General features: G+C 64.2%; 22 protein-coding genes. 10 read left to right on the top strand and 12 right to left on the bottom strand.

From position 1 onward, the window contains the following. Positions 1-67 precede the first annotated feature (67 nt). Entirely contained in the window at positions 68-412 is a 345-nt protein-coding gene (locus CIT40_RS21655) for a DUF6984 family protein (protein WP_094895529.1), read from the top strand. A gap of 171 nt (positions 413-583) precedes the next feature. Here CIT40_RS21655 and CIT40_RS21650 read toward each other — a convergent pair whose 3' ends face one another. Next, entirely contained in the window at positions 584-1,519 is a 936-nt protein-coding gene (locus CIT40_RS21650) for a LysR family transcriptional regulator (RefSeq protein ID WP_094895528.1), read from the bottom strand. A gap of 107 nt (positions 1,520-1,626) precedes the next feature. Between CIT40_RS21650 and CIT40_RS21645 the strand changes: the two genes are divergently transcribed. After that, complete coding sequence (locus CIT40_RS21645) at positions 1,627-2,040, top strand: hypothetical protein (protein WP_094895527.1); 414 nt, start codon at positions 1,627-1,629, stop codon at positions 2,038-2,040. A 696-nt stretch (positions 2,041-2,736) separates the two neighbouring features. Here the strand turns inward: CIT40_RS21645 and CIT40_RS32935 are convergent. Continuing rightward, positions 2,737-2,943, bottom strand: coding sequence for a DUF6719 family protein (locus CIT40_RS32935; protein ID WP_414645430.1), 207 nt, complete (start codon positions 2,941-2,943; stop codon positions 2,737-2,739). Between the two features lie 147 nt (positions 2,944-3,090). Further along, positions 3,091-4,449, bottom strand: coding sequence for a hypothetical protein (locus CIT40_RS21640; RefSeq protein ID WP_162307605.1), 1,359 nt, complete (start codon positions 4,447-4,449; stop codon positions 3,091-3,093). 290 nt (positions 4,450-4,739) lie between these two features. On the opposite strand from CIT40_RS21640, the gene cysE reads away from it, so the two are divergent. Further along, a complete protein-coding gene (gene cysE / locus CIT40_RS21635) occupies positions 4,740-5,564 on the top strand; it encodes a serine O-acetyltransferase (RefSeq protein ID WP_094895525.1) in 825 nt (274 codons plus the stop codon). A gap of 123 nt (positions 5,565-5,687) precedes the next feature. Then, positions 5,688-5,906 carry a DUF3126 family protein gene (locus tag CIT40_RS21630; protein WP_007602550.1) on the top strand — a complete coding sequence of 73 codons (219 nt, stop codon included), beginning with the start codon at positions 5,688-5,690 and terminating at the stop codon, positions 5,904-5,906. A gap of 442 nt (positions 5,907-6,348) precedes the next feature. On the opposite strand, the gene CIT40_RS21625 is transcribed toward CIT40_RS21630, so the two are convergent. Continuing rightward, positions 6,349-7,068 carry a hypothetical protein gene (locus tag CIT40_RS21625; RefSeq protein ID WP_094895524.1) on the bottom strand — a complete coding sequence of 240 codons (720 nt, stop codon included), beginning with the start codon at positions 7,066-7,068 and terminating at the stop codon, positions 6,349-6,351. A gap of 223 nt (positions 7,069-7,291) precedes the next feature. On the opposite strand from CIT40_RS21625, the gene CIT40_RS21620 reads away from it, so the two are divergent. Then, on the top strand, positions 7,292-7,621 hold the full coding sequence (locus CIT40_RS21620; protein WP_094895523.1) for a DUF6949 family protein: 330 nt from the start codon (positions 7,292-7,294) through the stop codon (positions 7,619-7,621). 84 nt (positions 7,622-7,705) lie between these two features. Further along, on the top strand, positions 7,706-8,236 hold the full coding sequence (locus tag CIT40_RS21615; RefSeq protein WP_094895522.1) for a gamma carbonic anhydrase family protein: 531 nt from the start codon (positions 7,706-7,708) through the stop codon (positions 8,234-8,236). On the opposite strand, the gene CIT40_RS21610 is transcribed toward CIT40_RS21615, so the two are convergent. Beyond that, a complete protein-coding gene (locus CIT40_RS21610; protein WP_167443368.1) occupies positions 8,233-8,397 on the bottom strand; it encodes a hypothetical protein in 165 nt (54 codons plus the stop codon). The two genes, CIT40_RS21615 and CIT40_RS21610, sit on opposite strands and share 4 nt — an antisense overlap. A gap of 141 nt (positions 8,398-8,538) precedes the next feature. Here CIT40_RS21610 and CIT40_RS21605 point away from each other — a divergent pair, with 141 nt between their 5' ends. Together CIT40_RS21605 and CIT40_RS21600 are read left to right on the top strand one after the other, a co-directional pair. Beyond that, positions 8,539-8,850 (top strand): hypothetical protein, encoded by a 312-nt coding sequence (locus CIT40_RS21605; protein WP_193550876.1) that lies wholly within the window; start codon positions 8,539-8,541, stop codon positions 8,848-8,850. Positions 8,851-8,955: 105 nt separating this feature from the next. Further along, the gene (locus CIT40_RS21600; protein WP_094895521.1) at positions 8,956-9,312 is read left to right on the top strand and encodes a hypothetical protein; all 357 of its coding nucleotides are present in this window, start codon (positions 8,956-8,958) and stop codon (positions 9,310-9,312) included. Between the two features lie 188 nt (positions 9,313-9,500). Here the strand turns inward: CIT40_RS21600 and CIT40_RS21595 are convergent, their stop codons facing one another. The 7 genes from CIT40_RS21595 to CIT40_RS21565 all read right to left on the bottom strand — a co-directional run bounded on the left by CIT40_RS21595 (position 9,501) and on the right by CIT40_RS21565 (position 16,158). Then, complete coding sequence (locus CIT40_RS21595) at positions 9,501-9,995, bottom strand: hypothetical protein (protein ID WP_094895520.1); 495 nt, start codon at positions 9,993-9,995, stop codon at positions 9,501-9,503. Positions 9,996-10,250: 255 nt separating this feature from the next. After that, on the bottom strand, positions 10,251-11,066 hold the full coding sequence (locus CIT40_RS21590; protein ID WP_244611824.1) for an outer membrane protein: 816 nt from the start codon (positions 11,064-11,066) through the stop codon (positions 10,251-10,253). A gap of 163 nt (positions 11,067-11,229) precedes the next feature. Beyond that, positions 11,230-11,961 carry an aspartate/glutamate racemase family protein gene (locus CIT40_RS21585; RefSeq protein WP_094895753.1) on the bottom strand — a complete coding sequence of 244 codons (732 nt, stop codon included), beginning with the start codon at positions 11,959-11,961 and terminating at the stop codon, positions 11,230-11,232. 37 nt (positions 11,962-11,998) lie between these two features. Further along, positions 11,999-12,877 (bottom strand): ABC transporter permease, encoded by an 879-nt coding sequence (locus CIT40_RS21580; RefSeq protein WP_094895518.1) that lies wholly within the window; start codon positions 12,875-12,877, stop codon positions 11,999-12,001. Positions 12,878-12,880: 3 nt separating this feature from the next. Further along, positions 12,881-13,834: an ABC transporter permease gene (locus tag CIT40_RS21575; RefSeq protein ID WP_094895517.1), complete on the bottom strand. Its 954-nt coding sequence runs from the start codon at positions 13,832-13,834 to the stop codon at positions 12,881-12,883. 5 nt (positions 13,835-13,839) lie between these two features. Beyond that, positions 13,840-15,129: an ABC transporter substrate-binding protein gene (locus CIT40_RS21570; protein ID WP_162307604.1), complete on the bottom strand. Its 1,290-nt coding sequence runs from the start codon at positions 15,127-15,129 to the stop codon at positions 13,840-13,842. A 42-nt stretch (positions 15,130-15,171) separates the two neighbouring features. Continuing rightward, positions 15,172-16,158 carry an ABC transporter ATP-binding protein gene (locus tag CIT40_RS21565; protein ID WP_094895515.1) on the bottom strand — a complete coding sequence of 329 codons (987 nt, stop codon included), beginning with the start codon at positions 16,156-16,158 and terminating at the stop codon, positions 15,172-15,174. Positions 16,159-16,413: 255 nt separating this feature from the next. On the opposite strand from CIT40_RS21565, the gene CIT40_RS21560 reads away from it, so the two are divergent. Together CIT40_RS21560 and CIT40_RS21555 are read left to right on the top strand one after the other, a co-directional pair. Next, positions 16,414-17,121 (top strand): GntR family transcriptional regulator, encoded by a 708-nt coding sequence (locus CIT40_RS21560; RefSeq protein WP_094895514.1) that lies wholly within the window; start codon positions 16,414-16,416, stop codon positions 17,119-17,121. A 417-nt stretch (positions 17,122-17,538) separates the two neighbouring features. Further along, a complete protein-coding gene (locus tag CIT40_RS21555) occupies positions 17,539-19,284 on the top strand; it encodes a CYTH and CHAD domain-containing protein (protein ID WP_094895513.1) in 1,746 nt (581 codons plus the stop codon). Positions 19,285-19,307 lie beyond the last annotated feature (23 nt).

Genomic DNA, 19,307 nt, shown 5'->3' with positions numbered 1-19,307 from the left:
GCGAGACGCGGACATCTCGAGTCCAGCATGGTATAATCGAAGCTCGCTAGAAGCTGCGAGCAGGAAGATGCCACGCGCACTGACAGCCGAAGAGCGTGACTTGATCGTCTATATTCTGGGGCCGTCGTCACCTTCGAATGGCCGTTTCCACCTCGTCGAGGAAATGAACGACGGTGGAATGGGTAGTATTCGCTTCGTCGGCAGCCCAGACCGACGCTTCGGCAGGTGTGTCGGTGAAGCCGAATTCCATGATGCAGATGGCGTGATCGTCTCAGTCGCGCTCAATGTCGATCAGCGAGGGGAATTGTTTGAGCTCGATCTGTGGAAAGTGGATTTTTCGCCATTGCAGCGCATCGCAGATCTCGCTGAACTTCGCGCCGTAACATCAAGTCGCCACGGAACTTCAACCTGAGCGAAGCTCAAAGCCTATTTGAAGTTCAGCCCGTAGGATGGGTAGAGCTCTTGCGAAACCCATCATGCTTCGTCAGCGGCGAACGGATTGATGGGTTTCGCTGGCGCTCTACCCATCCTGCGGGCTGGAGCTCAGTTTCCTGGCGCCCGAACTTCGGTGACGACCGATGCTTCACACCGCCTTGTCGCTGAACCCAGCGGCAAGCGTGGTGAGGAACGACATGACGCGTTGCGTGCGCAGGGGCGGGCGGCGGTCGGAGGTCCGCAGCATCCATAGCGGTTCTCCAGACGCGCGCCAGGGCGCAAGCACTTCGACCAGCCGGCCGGCGCGAAGGTCTTCCTCGACGAGCCACGCCGGCCCCCAGCCGACCCCGAACCCATTCACCATCAAAGCGAGCGAAGCGTGCGCGTCGTCGCAAATGTGCTTGGGCTTGGGCGTGACGCGAATGGCTCCTTTGCCCCGCGGGTTGGCAAAGCGCCAGGTCAGGATCTGACCGTTCGCGGGATTCCGGAAGCCGACGTGGTCGTGCGCAGAAAGCTCGTCCGGACTAGTCGGCGTGCCGCGCGCTTTCAGATAGGCAGGCGAGGCGCAAGCGATCCAGGAGAACGTGCAAAGACGCCGCACGTGATGGCCGGGCGCGCGGTCGAGCGGCCCTGAACGGATTGCGATGTCGACGCCTTCCGCCGCGAGATCGAGAATCTCGTTGCGGAATTTGACTTCGATCTCGATTTCCGGGCGTTCCCGCAGGAACGCGGGCAGTCGCGGCAGGATGCAGGCGCGCGCGAACGAGGCGGGGGCGGTCACGCGCACCCGTCCGCCCTCGTCGCGCGCGACTTCGCCGAGCGCGGATTGGACACGGGCGAGACTCTCGACCAACGCGCGTCCCGCCGCCATCAGCCTGTCGCCCTCCTCAGTGAGCGCCAACGAATGGGTGGAGCGATGCAAAAGCCGCAACCCGCGCGCCTTTTCGAAGCGGGCGACCGCCTTGGACATCGCCGAGGTGGTCGTCCCCGCCCGCCGCGCGGCTTCGGCAAAGGAGCCCGCCTCGACGACGCGGACGAAGGCGAGGAGACGCGAGAGGTCGGGAGGCAAAGTCGTTGTGGACATGTAGTCCACATAGTCATGGCTGTGTGGTCACTACAAGGGCCATTCCCGAACGGCTACATGCAGAACGTCAGCGCGCATTCTGCGGCGCTGGGAACGCGAGACGTCCCATGAACCTCATCGAAATCACCCTGCAAGCCCTTGATGCCGCCGAGCGCGCGATTCCGCCCGGCCAGCCGGTCTATATGCTCAATCTGCTGCGCTACCGCGCCCATGCGCATTACGAGGACGGATTCGACGCCGCGCCCTGCTCAGGCCGCGAAGCCTTTAACGAACGCTACAGGCCGGCATTCCGGCGTCTGGCGGCCGGTAAGCCGCTGGTGCGGATGTTCTCCGGACCGGTCCTGGCGAGCCTCGTCGGCTCGCCAAGCGAACGCTGGGACGAAGCGGCAATCAATGAATACGGCGATTTCGCCACCTTCCGCTCGATCGTCGACACCGAGACCTACCGGCGCGAAGTCGCCCCGCATCGGCACGCGGCGCTGGAGGATTTCCGGCTGATCGCGCTCGCCAAGGCGGTGTGAAAACATGGGGGCGAATGAATGCGCTCGCTGCTTGGACGAAGCCAAGCGCGAGGACGCTTCATCCAAATCTCATCAGCATAGAGGCCAGCGCGTAGGATGGGTTGAGCCCTTGCGAAACCCATCATGCTTCGTCAGCGGCGAACGGATTGATGGGTTTCGCTGGTGCTCTACCGATCCTGCGGGCTTTACGGAGGGTAGGGCTCCGACCATTCAGCTTTCGCCAAAACAGCCCCCGTGCTGGCTTTAGCGATGACCTCGTAGGTATAGAGGCCAGAATTACACGGGCCCCAGGTCCTCAAGCTTTCGGATTTTATGAGGTGATCCGAGGGAAGCGGTATCTCTTGGCCGCCCATCTCGTAGTCCTTCTCTCTGCGAAACCTCACTATGACCGTGCGGGTCTCCGCTGGAACGTGCTTGAGCCGAATCTCGGGATTTGGAAAAACGGTCGTACAGGGTTTGGTCGGCCCAAATGAGAATTGGATCTTCATCCCCTCGTCGGCGCTGGCCGAGAAGTAGAAAGCTGATATCGAAATCGCGAGCAATAAATAAAACTTGGCCAAATGATCTGTGCTCCAAAGGGGCAAGACTATCGGCTCAAGCGGCGTCTGCCTAGGTCTATCGCCCCGTTCGCTACCTTCAAGAAAGTGCGGCAGCTAGGAGAGAGGCCGCCGATTGGGCGACCTCCTGCTGGCGCTTCTAAGGCTTCTTGATGCAGGTTCTCTTTCGGCCGGATCCGCCTTTGATCGCTTGACCCGTCGTCATATTCGTGTCGCTACCGCCAGTGACTTTCTTGATCTTTCCTGGCCCACACGTGCCGTCATCGACGAGCACACTCTGACCGGCCGGCAGCGTCCCTGGCGCGGGCTCAGATGTGAGCTGCGCACGAGCCGAGGTTGCAATCATGACAAAAGCTATAACACAAAGTATCTGCTTCATTGTTCGCCCTCAGGCTGAAGGACGGCAAACCTACCAAACGCTTGACCTCCGTAAATGGGGCGCGGGGGTCATGCTTAAACAAGAGGCCAACCCCCGATGCCCCTTCAACCAATCTCACCGCGCCTTGCCGTCCTCCCCAACCCTCCGCCCCACCGCCATCAGCACCACGAACGTCGCAACCCACACCATCCTTGCGCCGTAGCGGTCGTGGGGGCCGGAGATGACGGCGCAGATGAAGGCGTTGCCGAGCAGAGCGAGGGTCACGGTTGCCGCCAGCAGTGTCAAATCGTCGAGCCGGCGGTGTGCCAACGCGCGGCCGAGCAGGGCAACCAGCGCCAGCATCGAGGCCAGCGCGACCGGGACATGCAGCCAGTTCACATAGTCGAAATTGATGCCCCAATTCTGCTGACGCGCCGCGCGCATCGGCGCCGCCTGCGAAGGCACGTAGCGCTCGATGATGCCGCGGGTGTGGGGGATCCAGCCGTTGGTGCCTTCGCCGGTCGCGACATGCAGCAATTGCTGGCCCATCGCGCGCAGCGCGGCGCCGGCCTGCCAGAGCGGATAGTCCTTCAGCGACTGCACGACGATGCTGCCCATCTCGTCGTTCAGGCCTTCGAAACGGCCGAGCGCGTTGAACACGCTCTTGCCCCACAGGAATTCGTCGGCGGTCGCCGGCAATTCGTTGCGATAGGGACAGAGCTTGTAGCGCTCGCGCGGGCAATGGTCGTTCAGATATTGCGCGACGATGCCGTCCTGCATCATGCGCCCGAACGCGACGCCGGTGCCACCGGGCGTCCAGGCGACCTTGCCTGACAGCGCATAATTCGCCGAGACCAGCATCACCGCGCCCGCGACGATGGTGAGGCTCGCCTGCGCCAGGCCGGCGACCGGCAGGCGATCCTTCAGAAACGGCCGCACCATCCAGCCCGCGACGCAGAGGCCGAGCAACACGCCGAGCGTGGCGCTGTGGGTGGCCGCGGCAAAGGCGGTGAAGACGAACAGCGCGATCTTTTCCAGCGTCGAGGTGCGGCCGGCGCCGACGACCAGCAGAAACAGCGACAGCACCGCGAGCCCGGCAAAGATGTCGGTGAGCAGCATGCTCGCAAGCCAGGGCAGCGCGGTCGACACGATCAGGCAGAGGCTGATCGCGACGAAGCGGAAGGTCTGCATCATCGAGAGCACGCGCAGGGTGAGCTGCAGCAGCCACAGCGTCGCCAGCGACTGGACCCCGAGGTTGATCCAGAAACCGAAGCTCTCGCCGTAGTGCAGATAGAGCCCGAACACCGTGGAGCGGCTGGGAACGAGATAGCCCTCGTACCAGCGCGCCAGATAGCCGCCGGTATCCCATTGCAACAGCGGGTAGCCGTTCCAGAACGCCGGCGCGATCATCAGCAGCGGCAGGGCGACCGCCGCCAGACGCAGCCAAAGCGTACCCGCGGCGCGCGCGCGCAGTTGATCGGTGGTGATGCTCAAATCCGCTTCCCGTCCCCGGTTCCGACCATGCTCGCAATAGCCGCTCGGAGAGAATTCACCAATAGTCTGAAGTCGCCCGGCTTGAATTTGGCAAAACTCTGACCACTTTGAGCCGACCTCGCTGCTTGGGGTCGTCGAAAGAAGCTGTTGTGTTTCAACGTCTTGATATGCATTCGCGAGGCAAGGCGCTGTTCACTCCCAGGCAAGCCGGTCAGGACTTCGGCGCCTAGACTATGCTATAGAACCGGTCAAACGAGCCCACTCGAAGAACAAATCCCAAAGAGCAAATCATGGCAGTGCATCAGGTCAATCCGGGAGGAAAGCTCGCATCGCTCGATCCGATCTGGGATCGGATCCGGGGCGAGGCGGAGGACATCGTCCATCGCGAGCCCGAGCTTGCGACCTTCATCTATTCGACGGTGCTGCATCACAGCCGTCTGGAGGATTCGGTGATCCACCGCGTCGCCGACCGGCTCGATCACTCAGCTCTGTCGGGCGACCTCGTTCGCCAGACCTATGACGAAGCGCTGCGCGACGATCCCGATCTCGGCAACGCCTTCCGCGCCGATCTCGTCGCCGTCTACGACCGCGATCCCGCGACCTCGCGCTTCATCGATCCCTTGCTTTACTTCAAGGGCTTTCACGCCATCCAGACCCATCGGCTGGCGCACTGGCTCTATCTGAAGGGCCGCAAGGATTTCGCGTATTATCTGCAGAGCCGCGCCTCCGCGGTGTTCCAGACCGACATCAATCCCGCCGCGCGCATCGGCCGCGGCATCTTCCTCGACCACGCCACCGGCTTCGTCTGCGGCGAGACTGCCATCATCGAGGACGACGTCTCGATCCTGCACGGTGTCACGCTCGGCGGCACCGGCAAGGAGAACGAGGACCGTCACCCGAAGATCCGCCACGGCGTGCTGATCGGCGCCGGCGCGAAGATTCTCGGCAACATCGAGATCGGCCATTGCGCGCGCATCGCCGCCGGCTCGGTCGTGGTCAAGCCGGTGCCGCACAACGTCACCGTCGCGGGCGTGCCTGCCAAGGTCGTCGGTGAGGCCGGCTGCGCCGAGCCCTCGCGCACCATGGATCAGATGATCAACGCGATGGGGCTTTGAACTCGCGTGCAAGGGCCGGATTCTCCGGCCCTTTTCGTCCCCAAATTGTTTGGCAATTCATGCTGGCGGTTCGCCGCGTCTCGTCCTAAAACGCGGCCTGCCAATTTCGATCGGAGACTTGCCGTGGACGTCAAAGAAGTCAGAAAGCTCGATGCGTATCTGAAGCGCGTATTCGGCAATCCCAAGATCCGCGTCGTGCCGCGGCCGAAGAAGGACGATTCCGCCGAAGTCTATATCGGCGAGGAGTTCATCGGCGTGCTCTTCGTCGACGACGAGGACGACGATCGCTCGTTCCAGTTCCAGATGGCGATCCTCGAGGACGATCTGGTCGATCAGGAATAATTCTGCACCGCCACTTCGGCCGCGCGCCCCGGACGCAGCGCAGCGCCCCTTCGGCGGTGCGCTGCAGAGCCGGGGCCCATGCAACGGCGGAGCTCGGGGCCTTCTGGATCCCGGCTCTGCGCAGCAGCGTAAGAACGCTGCAGCGCGTCCGGGACACGCATCGAAATCGAGCGCGCTCTCTCCACATCGTCATTGCGAGCGAAGCGACTTGTCCGCCGAAGCCTTGGCAAAGGCGGAAGCAATCCAGGAATCTTTCCGGAGAGGGATTCCGGATTGCTTCGCTGCGCTCGCAATGACGAACAGCAGCTTCACAACTGCCCCATGACGACGTCAAAACGCCAAATTCGACTTCGAAAAATACGAACAATCACAGGCGCTTGGTTACTGTGCATGGGGTTGTTTTCGCAGTTTTGGCTTCGGGAGCCAGGGCGCGCAGCCCCGCTCACCCCTTCGGCCCGCGCAGCTGCGCCGTCAGCCTGTCCATCGCCTCCGCCACATCGTGCCACTGCGACAGCCAGCTCCGCGGATAACGGAAGGTGAGGTCGGCACCGCCGACCCGGCGCTCGGACAGGCACATGCCGGGGGTGGCCGCATCGCGGGTGCAGCGCGCGGTCAGCGCGGGGCTGGCAGCGGAATAGAAGTCCTCGCTGCCGTAGGGCGTGTCGGCGCGGAACATCCGCATTGTCAGCCCGTCCACCGGCGTCGCCGCGGCCGGGTCGAGGTAGCGCGGATAGATCGTGGCTGCCCGCTGCTCGGGCGAGAGCGCATCGTGATGGGCTGCGATCGACATGAAGATGCGGTCGATCGATTGCACCGCCGCTTCCACCGTGTCGGCGGTGACGTGCTTCGGCGCGCTGGGCGGCTCGAGCGACGGATAGAGGAAGTCGAGATCGATGCGCTCCTGCGGCCCGGAGTGCCGCTGGATCTTCATGCGGATCGCCGTCACCGGCAGGTTGAACAGCGTGCCGCCGACGCTCACCGGCAGCTTGTCCGGGGCGTCCGCGCCGCGTGTGCCCCAGGTCGGCCACAACAGATAGGCGACGAGCGCGACTGCGCCGACCGCGGCAATGCCGCCGAGCACGATCGGGACGGCATGCGCCCAGATGCGCGTCGAGGTGCGCGTGCGGGGGGACCTGGGGGGAGCTGCCGAAAACACCGTCATGAGTCTTTGCGAGGCCGGGCCGGAAGTCGGCCGATGGCCGACGAATCAGCGGCGAATATGCCATGCGGCGGCGATATCGCGCAGCGTTCCGGGCTGCGGGGGGCGGGGACCGCCCTGCGCCGACGGGACGGCGGCGTTAACCTTCGCTTAAGGATAATGTAGCGTTAACCAGCACGATTTGTCACAGGAAGGCGGTGGCGTTGCGTAAGGGCGGACCGTTCCGATGACACCTGAAGCTTTCAATACCCTGTTCTCGATCTGCATCGGTTTCGCGCTCGCGGGCGCGCTCGTGAACGGATACCAGGCGCTGGCGCAGCGGCCCGCCGGCTTCGGCCTGTTGCAGGACGGCGTGGCGCCGAAGACCTTCGCTGCAGTGCCGTTCCTGGTGTTCGCCGCGCCCTTCATCATCATGCGCAACACGCTGCGCGGCATGCGGGTGGAAAGCCGCCGCGCCGAATTCGTGATGATGGCGACCGTCATCGCCGGCTTCTGGAGCATGATGAGCGGCACCTTCTTCCTGATGACGCTGCGCGCCGCCGGCGTTCTGGGCTGACGCCCGCGCATCGAGCGCTGCCGGCGCCTTTGCCTCGCGGCTGCCGTTTCGCTATGCCAGTGGTCAACGCGACAGGAGACCTCCATGGCGATCTACGAGCTCGACGGGCAGGCGCCCGATCTTCCCGCCGACGGCAATTATTTCATCGCTGAGACCGCGACCGTGATCGGCCGTGTGCGCCTGAAGCCGGGTGCCAGCGTCTGGTTCGGCGCGGTGCTGCGCGGCGACAATGAATGGATCGAGATCGGCGAGGGCGCCAATGTGCAGGATGGCTCGACCTGCCACACCGATCTCGGCTTTCCCCTCGTCATCGGAAACAACTGCACGGTCGGCCACAACGTCATCCTGCACGGCTGCACCATCGGGGAGGGCGCGCTGGTCGGCATGGGCTCGATCGTGATGAACGGCGCGAAGATCGGCCGCAACAGCATCGTCGGAGCCGGTTCCGTCATCACCGAGGGCAAGGAATTTCCCGAACGTTCCCTGATCATCGGCTCACCGGCGCGCGTGATCCGCACGCTCGACGATGCCCAGGTGCAGAAGATGGGGAGTGCGGCCAGATTCTATGTCGCCAACGGTCCGCGCTTCACGAAGGGCCTGAAGCGGATCGGTTAAGTGCCTTCGGACTCGCTTGCTTCCGTCGCGCTCGCAACCCTCTCGTGACCCGCCGACCATAATGCGTGCTCGTCGCTGCCATCCGTATAGGGATTTGCTTCGGCGGGGATGTTTTCGCGCGCCGCGCGTTCGCCTTCCGCAAAGGGGTCGCGATCCGTCATCGTGACTTTGCCTTCCTGTTGTTGGAGTCGTGGTGATGAGCTTGTGCGCGTCGAATTGCGCTGCTGGTTCAAGCTCAGGCGGCGGCAATTGTTCCGGAACCGGACTTCGCAACGGCGGTTGACCGGTGAAGGAGATTTCCGATGGCCGCCTCGTCCGCAACCGCCTCGCTCAAGACCATGATCACGATCTTTGCGCTCGCGGCGATGCCCGCCATAGCTTTTGCGCAAGCGGGTGGCGGGTCTGCCGGATCGACCGGCGGCGCTGCGGGATCGAGTGGAGGCGTCGCCAATTCGTCGGCCCCACCGCCCGGCACGAACAGCCTCGGCACGGCTCAATCGTCAGGGTCAGGCGGCGGAGGCGCCGCCGCCACCGGCGGTGGAACAGATGCGGCCGTCGCCGCCGAGAATCGTTTGCTCGACAAGAAGCTCAAGAGCATCTGTCGCGGCTGCTGAATTCTCGCGGGGAAGTGAGGCAGTGTGGCTGTCCGGAATGCCCCGATAACGTTAGCTTGGTCCCCGCTTTGAAGCGTGGAGCGTTTCCACGCAGAGGATCGAGTGATGTTACGCAGGATGATGATGGCGGCGCTGGCCGTTGCGGCGATCGGCTTGTCGGTGCCGCATGCGGCCGAGGCGCGCGGATTTGGACACGGTGGCTGGGGCCACGGTGGCGGCTGGGGCCATGGCGGCCACTGGCACGGCGGCGGTTTCTGGCCGGGCGTGGGGATCGGGGCGGGCATCGCCGGTGCCGGCCTGTACGGCGGCTATTACGGCTATGGCTACGGCTACCCCTATTACGCCGTTCCCGACGATTATGGTCCCGCCTATAACGACGGCTACGGCGGCTGCTACGTGGTGCGGAAGCGTGTCAGGACCCCAGCTGGATGGCGATACCGCCGCGTGGACGTCTGCGAATAGCGCCTTGGCGAAAGGCTGACCGACCAAAAAACAAGGCCGTTGACGCAGTATACCGTCAACGACCTTGCCAGCCCCGGACATTGAAATCGGCTCACGCCATCCGGTAACGGTGACCATCGCGCGGAATCATACGGGCGAATGTGATCCAGTTCACAAGTGGCCAAAATAAAAGTTCCACCGCGTGGCGCTCAGCCGCGCGAGCGCTTGCGTGCACTGGCGTGGACACGGTGTCGCGCCGGTTTCCTGCGGGTAACCGAGGGCGTTTCAACTTCGGTCGACCGTGCGCTGGCAAACGATTGCCGTAAGCCGTCGATCGACTCGTTCAGTGACGCGACCTGTTCGGACAGGCGCTTGGTGTCAGCCTGCTGCGCCGCCATCAGCCGCTTCATGGTCTGGAGCTGGTCCTGCACGACCTGAAGCTGGTCGATCGATTCCTGCTGGGTCGCCTCCAGCCCCTTGGTCTTCTCGACCAGCTGCTCGGAGGCCTGGGCGGTGCGGGCCTGGAGCTGCCGCGACGCCACCACCCGGTCGGGCTCAGGAACTGCGCCGGTATAGGCGCGCCAGATCGCGATCGAGGTGACGCCCGCGATCAGCAGCAGCAGCGCGGCCGCAGTCAGTGCGATCGGCTGGGCGCCAAGACGAAGCAGGGGATTGGACCGAGTGTCCGCTGCGAGATCGTGCATCGCTGACAAAACCCAAATTGGAAACTTGGTGAGTGGCGAAGACCGGCATGCCGAAAGCCGCCGGGGCGTCCCGAAAGTGTTACTGATCGGCAACGATTGGGACCAAAAAGAGGCTGGGCCGACAAGAACGAACGGAATTCAACGAAAAAGGTTTCAAGATACCGGTTTACCTCGACGCCGCGGTACGCCGCGGGCCCCGTCCAGGCAGGCAATGCCGGGCTGATTCGACGGAATGCGGTCGTCAGTGAGTCCACTTCAGAACTTGTAGGCGAGGCCAACCGTTGCAGTGTGGGTGCGGGCCGTGACGTGGGCGGTGAAGCGGTCGTCGAACCCAATTCCGACGCCACCAGCGGCGAAGAACGTTTGGGTCCAGGTCCCGAAATCGGCGTAACGGTAATCGGCGCGCAGGAGCCAATGACCGCCGATCATGTGCTCGACGCCGCCGCCGACGGTCCAGCCGACCCGTGTCGACGCATAGGTTTCGTTGTGAGGGGCGCCGAAGCAGAACGAGTTTCCGGGAACGACGGTGCAATTGGCGCTCAGTTCGAGGCGCTGCCACGCCACGCCGCCAGTGCCGTAGACCAGTGTGGCGGGGCTGACGAGGTAGCCGAGACGGCCACGGAGGCTGCCGTCCCATGTTTCCCGCACGCTGCCGGATGGAAGGCCAATCAGCGGGGCGCCCAGGAAGAGCCCGACCGTCCCCGGTATCGGATTCGTCGTCTTCTTGTTGTCGGCCCAGCCGAAATCGGCTTCGACGCCCGCGACCCAGGATGTCGAGATCTGAGCGTTGTAACCGAGATAGCCCCCGAACCTGGCCGCGACGCTGTCGATTGCGCCGGCGGCGCCAGCAGTCGGCACGAATGAACCGGCACCGAAGCTCGGTGCGATGTCACTGGTCTGCCAGTCGTTGTCGGCCCAGCGAGCGCCGAGCGACACGCCGGCGTAGAATCCAGACCACGACGGCGCCGCAGCCGGCTGCGCCTTCACCGGCAAGTCGGCGGCCAATGCCGAACCCGCGACAGCGGCCCACGCCAGTGCTCCTGCAATCATTGCAGTCAAGAATCTCGTCATGCTCCGCCCCCGCGTGCGCCCCGAATCAAGGTTTTTGCAGGCTCGCAGGTCGCAACAGGCGCGACAACAATTGTGGAACTCGATGCCGCGAAAAGCTTGCGCTGTTGTCGGTCGGGCACACCGACGCTCTGCTGATGCAGTCCAGAGGCATGTGGTGCTGCACCTACGGACGAAAGCCCGACAACAATCCATTATAGGGCTTCGACCGCGGCGCTGCATACGGTCCGAGCCGCGACGTCGTCAGCCCGAGCCGCACCAGCGATTCCGCCAGCGTCACGGCTGCGGCGACGCCATCGACTACGGGCAGGCCGTGCGTCGCGGCGAGCTCCGCAGCGAGATCGGCCATGCCGGCGCAGCCGAGCACGATGGCCTCGGCGCGGTCGTCGCGGATCGCGGCCGTGATCTCCGCGGAGATTTTTGCAAGCGCGTCCGCGTTGCGCTCCTCGAGCGCGAGCACCGGGACCTCGGCGGCGCGAACGCGCGCGCAGCGCTCGGCGAGGCCGTATTTCCGTAAGTTGTGCTCGATCGGCACGATGGAGACACCGAGCGTGGTCACCACGGCAAAGCGCGCCGCGATCAGGGTCGCCATGTGGAAGCCGGCCTCGCCGATGCCGACCACAGGGGCTTTGGCGATCGCGCGTGCAGCATCAAGGCCGGTGTCGTCGAAGCAGGCGATGATATGGGCATCGGCGCCGTCACGGTCGGCCTCGCGGATGCAGCCGAGCATGCCGGGCACTGCGAAAGCTTCGTCGTAAAATCCTTCGATCGAGACCGGGCCCATCGCGGGCTGGCGCGCGTCAATCACCGTGTCGGGCAGGGCGACGCTGCGCGCAGCCGCGGCGATCTTCGCCGTCATCGTCACAGTGGTGTTGGGATTGACGACGTGTAGCCGCATCGCGATCACACAAGTCCCTTCTCAGGCAAGCGCGTTGTCAGACGAGTCCTTGGCCGGCGTCCGAGCCCTTGGCCGCCTGACGCTTGTTGAGCATGGCGATGGTGCCGAGTGCAAGCGCGATCACCGTGAACGACACGGCCGAGATCACGGTGCCAAGCGCGTAGATGTCGGGGTTCGTCACTGTCGTGGTGAGGCCCTGCAGATCCAGCGGCAATGTATTCACCGCCCCGATCGCCTGGCTGGAGCGCGCGAGCTCGTCCCAGGACAGCGTGAAGCCGAACAGACCGATACCGATCACCGAGGGCAGGATGATCGGCAGCACGACGTGGCGGAAGGTCTGCCACGGCGTCGCGCCGAGATCGCGCGCGGCTTCCTCGAGCCTGGGATCGAAGCGGTTGAAGATCGCGAACATGATGAGCAGCCCGAACGGCAGCGTCCAGGTCAGGTGTGCGCCGAGCCCGGAGGTGAGCAGGCCCATCGAGGTCTCGAAATTCTCGTTCCAATGCGCCTTGATCAGATCGTCGATGATGCGAAATTCCAGCGAGATGCCGAGCGAGGTGATGATCGAAGGCACGATCAGGCTGGCGATCGCCGAGTAGAACAGGATGCTCTGCGCCTTGAACTTCCTGCGGAAGGCCATGCCGGCGGCGACCGACAGCACGACGGTGACGATCATCACGATGATGCCGAGCAATAGCGAGCGGCGGAAGGCCGCGCCGAGATCGACGATCCCGGTCCCCTTGAACAGCTTTGCGATCCAGAAGGTCGACACGCCGTTCATCGGGAAGGTGAGGCCGCCCTGTGGTCCCTGGAACGACAGTACGTAGATCGCGATCATCGGCCCGTAGAGGAACAGCACATAGGCCGCGAAGAAGATCGCGAGCACATAGAACGAGCGCGGGCGTCCTTCCTTCATGCTCTAGAGTTCCTTCTTGATGTCGACGATGCGCGACATCATGGTGATGATCAGGAAGGTGATGACGAGCAGGATGACGGCGTTGGCTGCGGCGGCGGGGAATTGCAGCGCGTTCACCCGCGTCTCGATGATCTTGCCGGCAGCGGCGATCTGCTGGCCGCCCATCACGCCGATGGTGATGAAGTCGCCCATCACGATGGTGATGACGAAGATCGAGCCGATCACGATGCCGGGCTTGGCCAGCGGAATGATGACGTTGACCAGCGTCTGGAAGCCGGTCGCGCCGGCATCATAGGCGGCCTCGATCAACGACTTGTCGATGCGGATCATCGAGTTGAAGATCGGCACCACCATGAAGAAGGTGAAGAGGTGCACCAGCGCCAGCACCACGGAGAATTCGGAGAACAGCAGCCATTCCACGGGATGGTTGACCAGCCCGGTCTTGACCAGTCCGGAATTGACGAGGCCGTTGCGGCCGAGCAACGGAATCCAGGCGATCATGCGGATCACGTTGGAGGTCCAGAACGGGATCGTGCAGAGCAGCGACAATCCCATCTGCCAGGTCTTGGACTTGACGTGGAAGGCGAGGAAATAGGCGACCCAGAAGCCGATGAACAGCGTGATCGCCCAGACCATGAAGCACAGCTTCAGCGTCTTCACATAGGTCTTGCCGATCGTGCAGAGATCGGGCAGCTGCGCGATGCAGCCTTCGAACGTGTCGGTGTAGCCGCGGCCGGAGAAGGCCGGCAGCAGCTGGTATTCGTTGTAGTCCCAGAACGAGACGATGACGACGAACACCAGCGGAATGAGAAAGAAGGCGAGAAACACCAGCATCATCGGCCCGGCCTGCAGCCAGGAGATGAAGGACGGCGACAGGCGCGTCGGCTTCGCCGCGCGCGCCGTGCCCGACCCCGGGACCAGGCCCGGGGCTGCCTGTTGCAGGACTTCTTCCGACATGTCCGTTACGCCGCGATGAACTCGTTCCACTTGCGGACCATGTAGTCGTTCTCGTCCATCACCGCGTTCCAGCAGGCGACGGCGCCCATGCGATCTTCGTAGGAGCCGCCGTCGCGCACGGCGCCGGCCTTCTCCAGCAGCGAACCGTCGGGCGCCTTGATGTCCTTCTCGGCCGGCTTGCCTTCCATCCAGTACGCCCACTCGTAAGGCTCCATATGCGCCTTCGCGGTGGAGAGCACGGCGGAGTAGTAGCCCTGGCGGTTGAGATAGGCGCCGGCATAGCCTGATAGAAACCAGTTGACGAACTCGTAGGCCCAGTCGAGCTTGGCACCCGAGACGCCTTTGGAGACGCAGAAGCCCGAGGCCCAGGAACGATAGCCTTCCTTCAGCGGCTGGAAGGTGCAGGCGATGCCCATCGAGCGCACCTTGGTCACCGCCGGCGACCACATCGACTGGATCACGGTCTCGCCAGAAGCCATCAGGTTGACGCTCTCGTTGAAGTCCTTCCAGAAGGCGCGGAACTGGCCGGCCTTCTTGGCCTCGGTCATCACCTTCATGGTGAGATCGATCTCTTCCTTGGTCATGTTGCCCTTGTCGGCGTATTTGTACTTGCCGGTGGCTTCCACCACCATCGCGGCGTCCATGATGCCGATCGAGGGGATGTTGAGGATCGAGGCCTTGCCCTTGAATTCGGGGTTGAGCAGTTCGGACCAGGAACTGATCGGACGCTTGATCAGGTCGGGGCGGATGCCGAGCGTGTCCGCGTTGTAGACGGTCGGGATCAGCGTGACGAATTCGGTCGCCGAGGTCGCGAACTTCTTGGAGTCCTTGCCTTCGAGATAGAGCACCTTCCAGGGCGCGGTGCCCTGGCCGCCGATCTTCTTGCCGCCGGGCGTCTCGCCCTTGGTGAAGACCGGCGTGATGTTGTCGAACTCCTTGATCTTCCTGGCGTCGAGCGCAAGGATGTTGCCCGACGGCACAATTTTCTTCAGCGAGAAATATTCGGTGTCCAGCACGTCAAAGGAGTTCGGCTGGGTCATCACGCGCTTGGTGACGTCGTCGGTGGTCGCGGTGATGTATTCGATCTTGATGCCGGTGTCCTTCAGGCACTGCTTGGAGATGTCGTCGCCTTCGTTCACGGCGGTGCCGAGATAGCGCAGCACCTTCGCGTCGGCCGACTTCACATAGGGAAAGCCGGTGATGGCGCCGGAGCCGGCGGCAAGGCCGGCGAGACCAGCGGTGCCCTTGAGCAGCGTACGGCGGCTGACGCCCTTCGTCCCAGTGGTCTTGCTCATGTCAGTCACTCCTCTGTTGCGCATTCCAGTGATCGATCGGCGCTATTGCAGGCGTTGCGCCTTGGCGGGATCCCAGGTGGCCAGCACGCGATCGCCCGGACGGAACGGGTGGACGTCGAAAGTGGCTTCGGGAACGTGGGAGAACAGGGCGGTGCCGTCGTCGAGCGTCAGCGAGACGGCGATGTAGGAGCCCTGGTACTCGGTCTGGGTCAGCAGCGCCGGCGCGCCGAACGCGCCGTCAACGAACGGCGCGATGCCGAGCTGATCGGCGCGGACGGCGATGAGTTTGCCGGCGTCGCTGAGGACGTTGTGGCCGCCGATGAAGCGGGCCACGAATTCTGTGCGGGGACGGTGAAAGATGTCGCGGGCCGTGCCCTGCTGTTCGATCTTACCGTGGTTCATCACCACGATGTGGTCCGCGAGCGCCATCGCCTCTTCCTGGCCGTGGGTGACCTGGATGAAGCTGATGCCGAGCTCGCGCTGCAGTCGCTTGAGCTCGCCGCGCATCCTCACGCGCAGGAACGGATCGAGCGCGGAGAGCGGCTCGTCGAGCAGCAGGATCTGCGGCTCGGTGATCAGCGCGCGGGCGAGCGCGACGCGCTGCTGCTGGCCGCCGGACAGCTGCGCCGGAAGTCGGCCTGCATATTGGCTCATCGCCACCAGCTCCAGCAATTCGCCGGCGCGCTTGTGGCGCGTCGGCTTGTCGACGCCGCGCATCTTGAGGGCAAAGGCGACGTTGTCGATCACGCTCAGATGCGGAAACAGCGCGTAGGACTGGAACATCATCGCGGTGCCGCGCTCGGCCGGCGGCAGGTCGGTGACGTTCTGGCTGCCCAGGATGATGTCGCCCTCGCTGACCGCTTCGTGGCCCGCGATCATCCGCAGCGTCGAGGTCTTGCCGCAGCCGGACGGGCCGAGCAGGCAGCAATAGGTGCCGGCCGGGATCTTCAGATTGACGGTGTCGACCGCCAGCGTCGTGTCGTAGCGCTTGGTGACGGCGACCAGTTCGAGAGCGGCGGGAGTGGCCATGGCGTATCCGAGAGGAAGGCGGTGCTGCGGCTCTCTCCGCAAGGTCCGTGCCAACCGCCTTCGGTCCGCCGGTTTCTCGAAACTGTGCAGCGGAGTCAGATCGTTAGATCGAATCCGGCGCATCCCGGCCGTCAAACCTGCGCGCAGGCGTCTGCACACAAAGCGGGCGGCGATTGTATAAAGTTTCGCCTGTGATTGGATACAGCTGGTCGACTAACATCCGGGGCGAACGTCGTCGATCGAGCCCCTGCAACCATGGCCGCCAAGCCCCGCCCCAAATCCGACGCGCCAGACGCCAGCGATCGCGTCAGCCGCATCCGGGAGGGCGTGACCGCCGCGATCCTCGAGCACCGCCTGCTGCCAGGCACCAAGCTCGGCGAGGACGAGATCGGCGAGATCTACGGCGCGAGCCGCACGCTGGTCCGCACTGCGCTCCAGCAGCTCGCGCATGAGGGCATCGTCAATATCGAGAAGAACCGCGGCGCCTTTGTCGCGCGTCCCACGCCGGCCGATGCCCGCCAAGTGTTCGAGGCGCGGCGCCTGATCGAGCCCACCATCGTCGATCTCGCCATCGAAGCGATGTCGCCGGCCTGGCTCGATCGTCTTCAGCAACACCTCAGTGAGGAGCGCGAGGCGGAGCTGCGCGGCGACGCGCGCGCCTCGGTTCGCCTGTCCGGTGAGTTCCACAAGCTCGTCGCCGAGATGAGCGGCCACACCATCTATCTTGGATTCCTGAAGGAGCTGATCGCGCGCTCCTCGCTCATCATCCTGCTGTACCGCCGCCACGACACGCCGGCCTGCGGCACCGATCATCACGCCGGCATCGTCGCCGCGATCCGCAAGCGCGACAAGCAGGCCGCGCGCCGCGAGATGCTGTCGCATCTCGACGAGATCGAGGCCGAGCTGTTCCTGAAGGATCCCGTCGCCGACGAGCTGCGGCTCGCGGACGTGCTGGGCGCGTGAGGGCGGGCAGCACCAAGTACCGATCGTCCAGGCTGGATTTTTTCTATCCCCGCTGGTCGGGGACCGGTTTCTTGCAATGCAAGGCAGTTGCGATCTCAGGGACGGCAGGCGGCGGCGCGGCGCTTGTCACAATCGCGGGTCTGTCGTCGGACGCGTGACTTCTAAGCGTCTCCAGAACCAGAAAGAATTTCTCGGCCAGCATGAGTCAAGCTCGCGAACGCGTTCATTTCGGTTTCGAGAACAACGCGATTCGCCATCAATTCGATCGCCCGCGAATCTCTACTGCAACGTAGTTCGCAACCTTGCTGCGAATTATGACAGTCGACGATCACGCGGCGCGACGTCATGTAACTATTCCTTGCGGGCCTGACCGGCTATATGCTGCCGCTCTGTCATTGAACTGTCATGTTACCGCAAATGCTGAAATCAGACACAACACCGGCTCGCAAAACCCCGAGCGCGCCGGACGGGAATGCTGTCCCGAAGGACAACAAGAGGACGCAAGTCGTAGCCGGCTTCCTCAGGCAGATTGAACCGGCTGAGCCTGCGATCGTCGAGGGCGCCGTGAGTGATGAGACGCCATCGCCAGATGCCTCGCCCGCGCCGGAGTCGACGCAGTCGGGCGTTGCCGCCCATTCCCATGAAATCGAGCTCAAGCTGCTGGTCGATGCCGATCGCATGGCGCATTTCAACGCCGCACCAATCATCGCCGCCAATGCGCGCAACAAGGGTTCGCGAAAGCATCTCAGATCCGTTTACTATGACACGCCCGAGCGGATGCTCCGGCGCAACGGCCTCAGCCTGCGCGTTCGCCAGAGCGGCGCGCGCTTCGTGCAAACGGTGAAGACCGAGGCTACGGACGATCCGCTGCGCCGCGGCGAGTGGGAGGCGCGCGTGGCCTCGCTGGCGCCCGATCGCGCTCTGGCGATGCCTTTCATTCCGGAGAAGCTTCGCAGCCGTCTCGAAGCGCGGCCGCTCGAAGCCGTCTTCGCCGCCGACATCCACCGCCACGCGCGGATGATCGAGCTGCCGTCCGGCACGGTCGAGGTCGCCTTCGACCATGGCGCGCTGACGGCAAGCGATCGATCGCTGCCGGTGAGCGAGATCGAGCTGGAGCTCAAGAGCGGCAGCGCGAGCACGATCTTCGAGGTCGCCTTGCGGCTGGCCGAGCACGGCGCGGTGAAGCCGTCCATCCGCAGCAAATCGGCGCGCGGATTCGACCTTGCCGCCCGCACGCCGCCCGCGGCACGACGCCCCCGAAAACTTCGCCTCGATCCGTCAGTGACGCTCGACGAGGCGTTCGCGACGATCCTGCGCTCCTGCTTCCTGCATCTGCTTCAGTCGCTGCCGGCGGCCGAGGACGGGCGCAATCCGGAAGGCGTGCATCAGCTGCGCGTCGCGCTGCGCCGGATCCGATCGGCGCTCGGCCTGATGCGCTCGGTCGGCGCGCTCAGCAATCTCGACGCGCTGCGATCGGAGGCGCGCTGGCTGGCGCAAGACCTGTCCGCCGCACGCGACTGGGATGTGTTCCAGTTCGAGACCTTGCCGACGATCGCGAAAGCATGCCCTTCCATCGCAGGTTTCGATGCTCTCGGCCGGGCTGCGGCGAAGCGCCAGTCCGACGCCTATGGCAAGGCGCATCACGCGCTCGACGACCGCCGCTGCGCCATGTTCCTGATCGGTCTCGGCAACTGGATCGAGACACGGGGCTGGCGCAACGATGTCGCTGCTGAAGATCTCGGCCGGCTCGCCGAGCCCGCCGTCAATTTCGCGCAGCGCATTCTCTCGGAGCAGCACGCCAAGGTGCTCAAGCGCGGCCGCCGCTTCAAGTCGCTCACGATGGACGAACTGCACCGGGTGCGGCTCGCGACGAAGCGGCTGCGCTATCTCAGCGAGTTCCTGCTGCCGCTGTTTGCCGATCGCAAGTCCGCGCGGAAATTTGCCCGCAGGCTCGCCGGTTTGCAGGAGGAGCTCGGCGCCTTCAACGACATGGCGGTCACGGCTTCGCTGCTCGACGGGCTCGGAGCCGAGCCCGACGGCGCCATCGCTGCCGCCGCGATCGCCGGCTGGCAGGCGCGTGCATCGATCGGCGTCAGGCCGGCCTTGCAAGGCACCTGGCGTGATTTCACCGCCGCGCGCGTGCCGTGGTCGTCGCAGGGCTGATTGAAGACCCCCAAAAAAGTTGC

Origin of the sequence: Bradyrhizobium amphicarpaeae (genome assembly GCF_002266435.3) — a bacterium.
Taxonomy (GTDB): Bacteria; Pseudomonadota; Alphaproteobacteria; order Rhizobiales; family Xanthobacteraceae; genus Bradyrhizobium; species Bradyrhizobium amphicarpaeae.
The sequence above is the reverse complement of the archived record's forward strand: the minus strand, read 5'-3'. Positions and strand labels throughout refer to the sequence as shown.

What these genes read in the sequence shown, in the direction of transcription:
- CIT40_RS21655 (WP_094895529.1), top strand. Translation starts at nt 68, where the DNA reads ATGCCACGCGCACTGACAGCCGAAGAGCGTGACTTGATCGTCTATATT.
- CIT40_RS21650 (WP_094895528.1), bottom strand. Translation starts at nt 1,519, where the DNA reads ATGTCCACAACGACTTTGCCTCCCGACCTCTCGCGTCTCCTCGCCTTC.
- CIT40_RS21645 (WP_094895527.1), top strand. Translation starts at nt 1,627, where the DNA reads ATGAACCTCATCGAAATCACCCTGCAAGCCCTTGATGCCGCCGAGCGC.
- CIT40_RS32935 (WP_414645430.1), bottom strand. Translation starts at nt 2,943, where the DNA reads ATGATTGCAACCTCGGCTCGTGCGCAGCTCACATCTGAGCCCGCGCCA.
- cysE (WP_094895525.1), top strand. Translation starts at nt 4,740, where the DNA reads ATGGCAGTGCATCAGGTCAATCCGGGAGGAAAGCTCGCATCGCTCGAT.
- CIT40_RS21625 (WP_094895524.1), bottom strand. Translation starts at nt 7,068, where the DNA reads ATGACGGTGTTTTCGGCAGCTCCCCCCAGGTCCCCCCGCACGCGCACC.
- CIT40_RS21620 (WP_094895523.1), top strand. Translation starts at nt 7,292, where the DNA reads ATGACACCTGAAGCTTTCAATACCCTGTTCTCGATCTGCATCGGTTTC.
- CIT40_RS21615 (WP_094895522.1), top strand. Translation starts at nt 7,706, where the DNA reads ATGGCGATCTACGAGCTCGACGGGCAGGCGCCCGATCTTCCCGCCGAC.
- CIT40_RS21610 (WP_167443368.1), bottom strand. Translation starts at nt 8,397, where the DNA reads ATGACGGATCGCGACCCCTTTGCGGAAGGCGAACGCGCGGCGCGCGAA.
- CIT40_RS21605 (WP_193550876.1), top strand. Translation starts at nt 8,539, where the DNA reads ATGGCCGCCTCGTCCGCAACCGCCTCGCTCAAGACCATGATCACGATC.
- CIT40_RS21600 (WP_094895521.1), top strand. Translation starts at nt 8,956, where the DNA reads ATGTTACGCAGGATGATGATGGCGGCGCTGGCCGTTGCGGCGATCGGC.
- CIT40_RS21595 (WP_094895520.1), bottom strand. Translation starts at nt 9,995, where the DNA reads ATGCACGATCTCGCAGCGGACACTCGGTCCAATCCCCTGCTTCGTCTT.
- CIT40_RS21590 (WP_244611824.1), bottom strand. Translation starts at nt 11,066, where the DNA reads ATGACGAGATTCTTGACTGCAATGATTGCAGGAGCACTGGCGTGGGCC.
- CIT40_RS21585 (WP_094895753.1), bottom strand. Translation starts at nt 11,961, where the DNA reads ATGCGGCTACACGTCGTCAATCCCAACACCACTGTGACGATGACGGCG.
- CIT40_RS21580 (WP_094895518.1), bottom strand. Translation starts at nt 12,877, where the DNA reads ATGAAGGAAGGACGCCCGCGCTCGTTCTATGTGCTCGCGATCTTCTTC.
- CIT40_RS21575 (WP_094895517.1), bottom strand. Translation starts at nt 13,834, where the DNA reads ATGTCGGAAGAAGTCCTGCAACAGGCAGCCCCGGGCCTGGTCCCGGGG.
- CIT40_RS21570 (WP_162307604.1), bottom strand. Translation starts at nt 15,129, where the DNA reads ATGAGCAAGACCACTGGGACGAAGGGCGTCAGCCGCCGTACGCTGCTC.
- CIT40_RS21565 (WP_094895515.1), bottom strand. Translation starts at nt 16,158, where the DNA reads ATGGCCACTCCCGCCGCTCTCGAACTGGTCGCCGTCACCAAGCGCTAC.
- CIT40_RS21560 (WP_094895514.1), top strand. Translation starts at nt 16,414, where the DNA reads ATGGCCGCCAAGCCCCGCCCCAAATCCGACGCGCCAGACGCCAGCGAT.
- CIT40_RS21555 (WP_094895513.1), top strand. Translation starts at nt 17,539, where the DNA reads ATGCTGAAATCAGACACAACACCGGCTCGCAAAACCCCGAGCGCGCCG.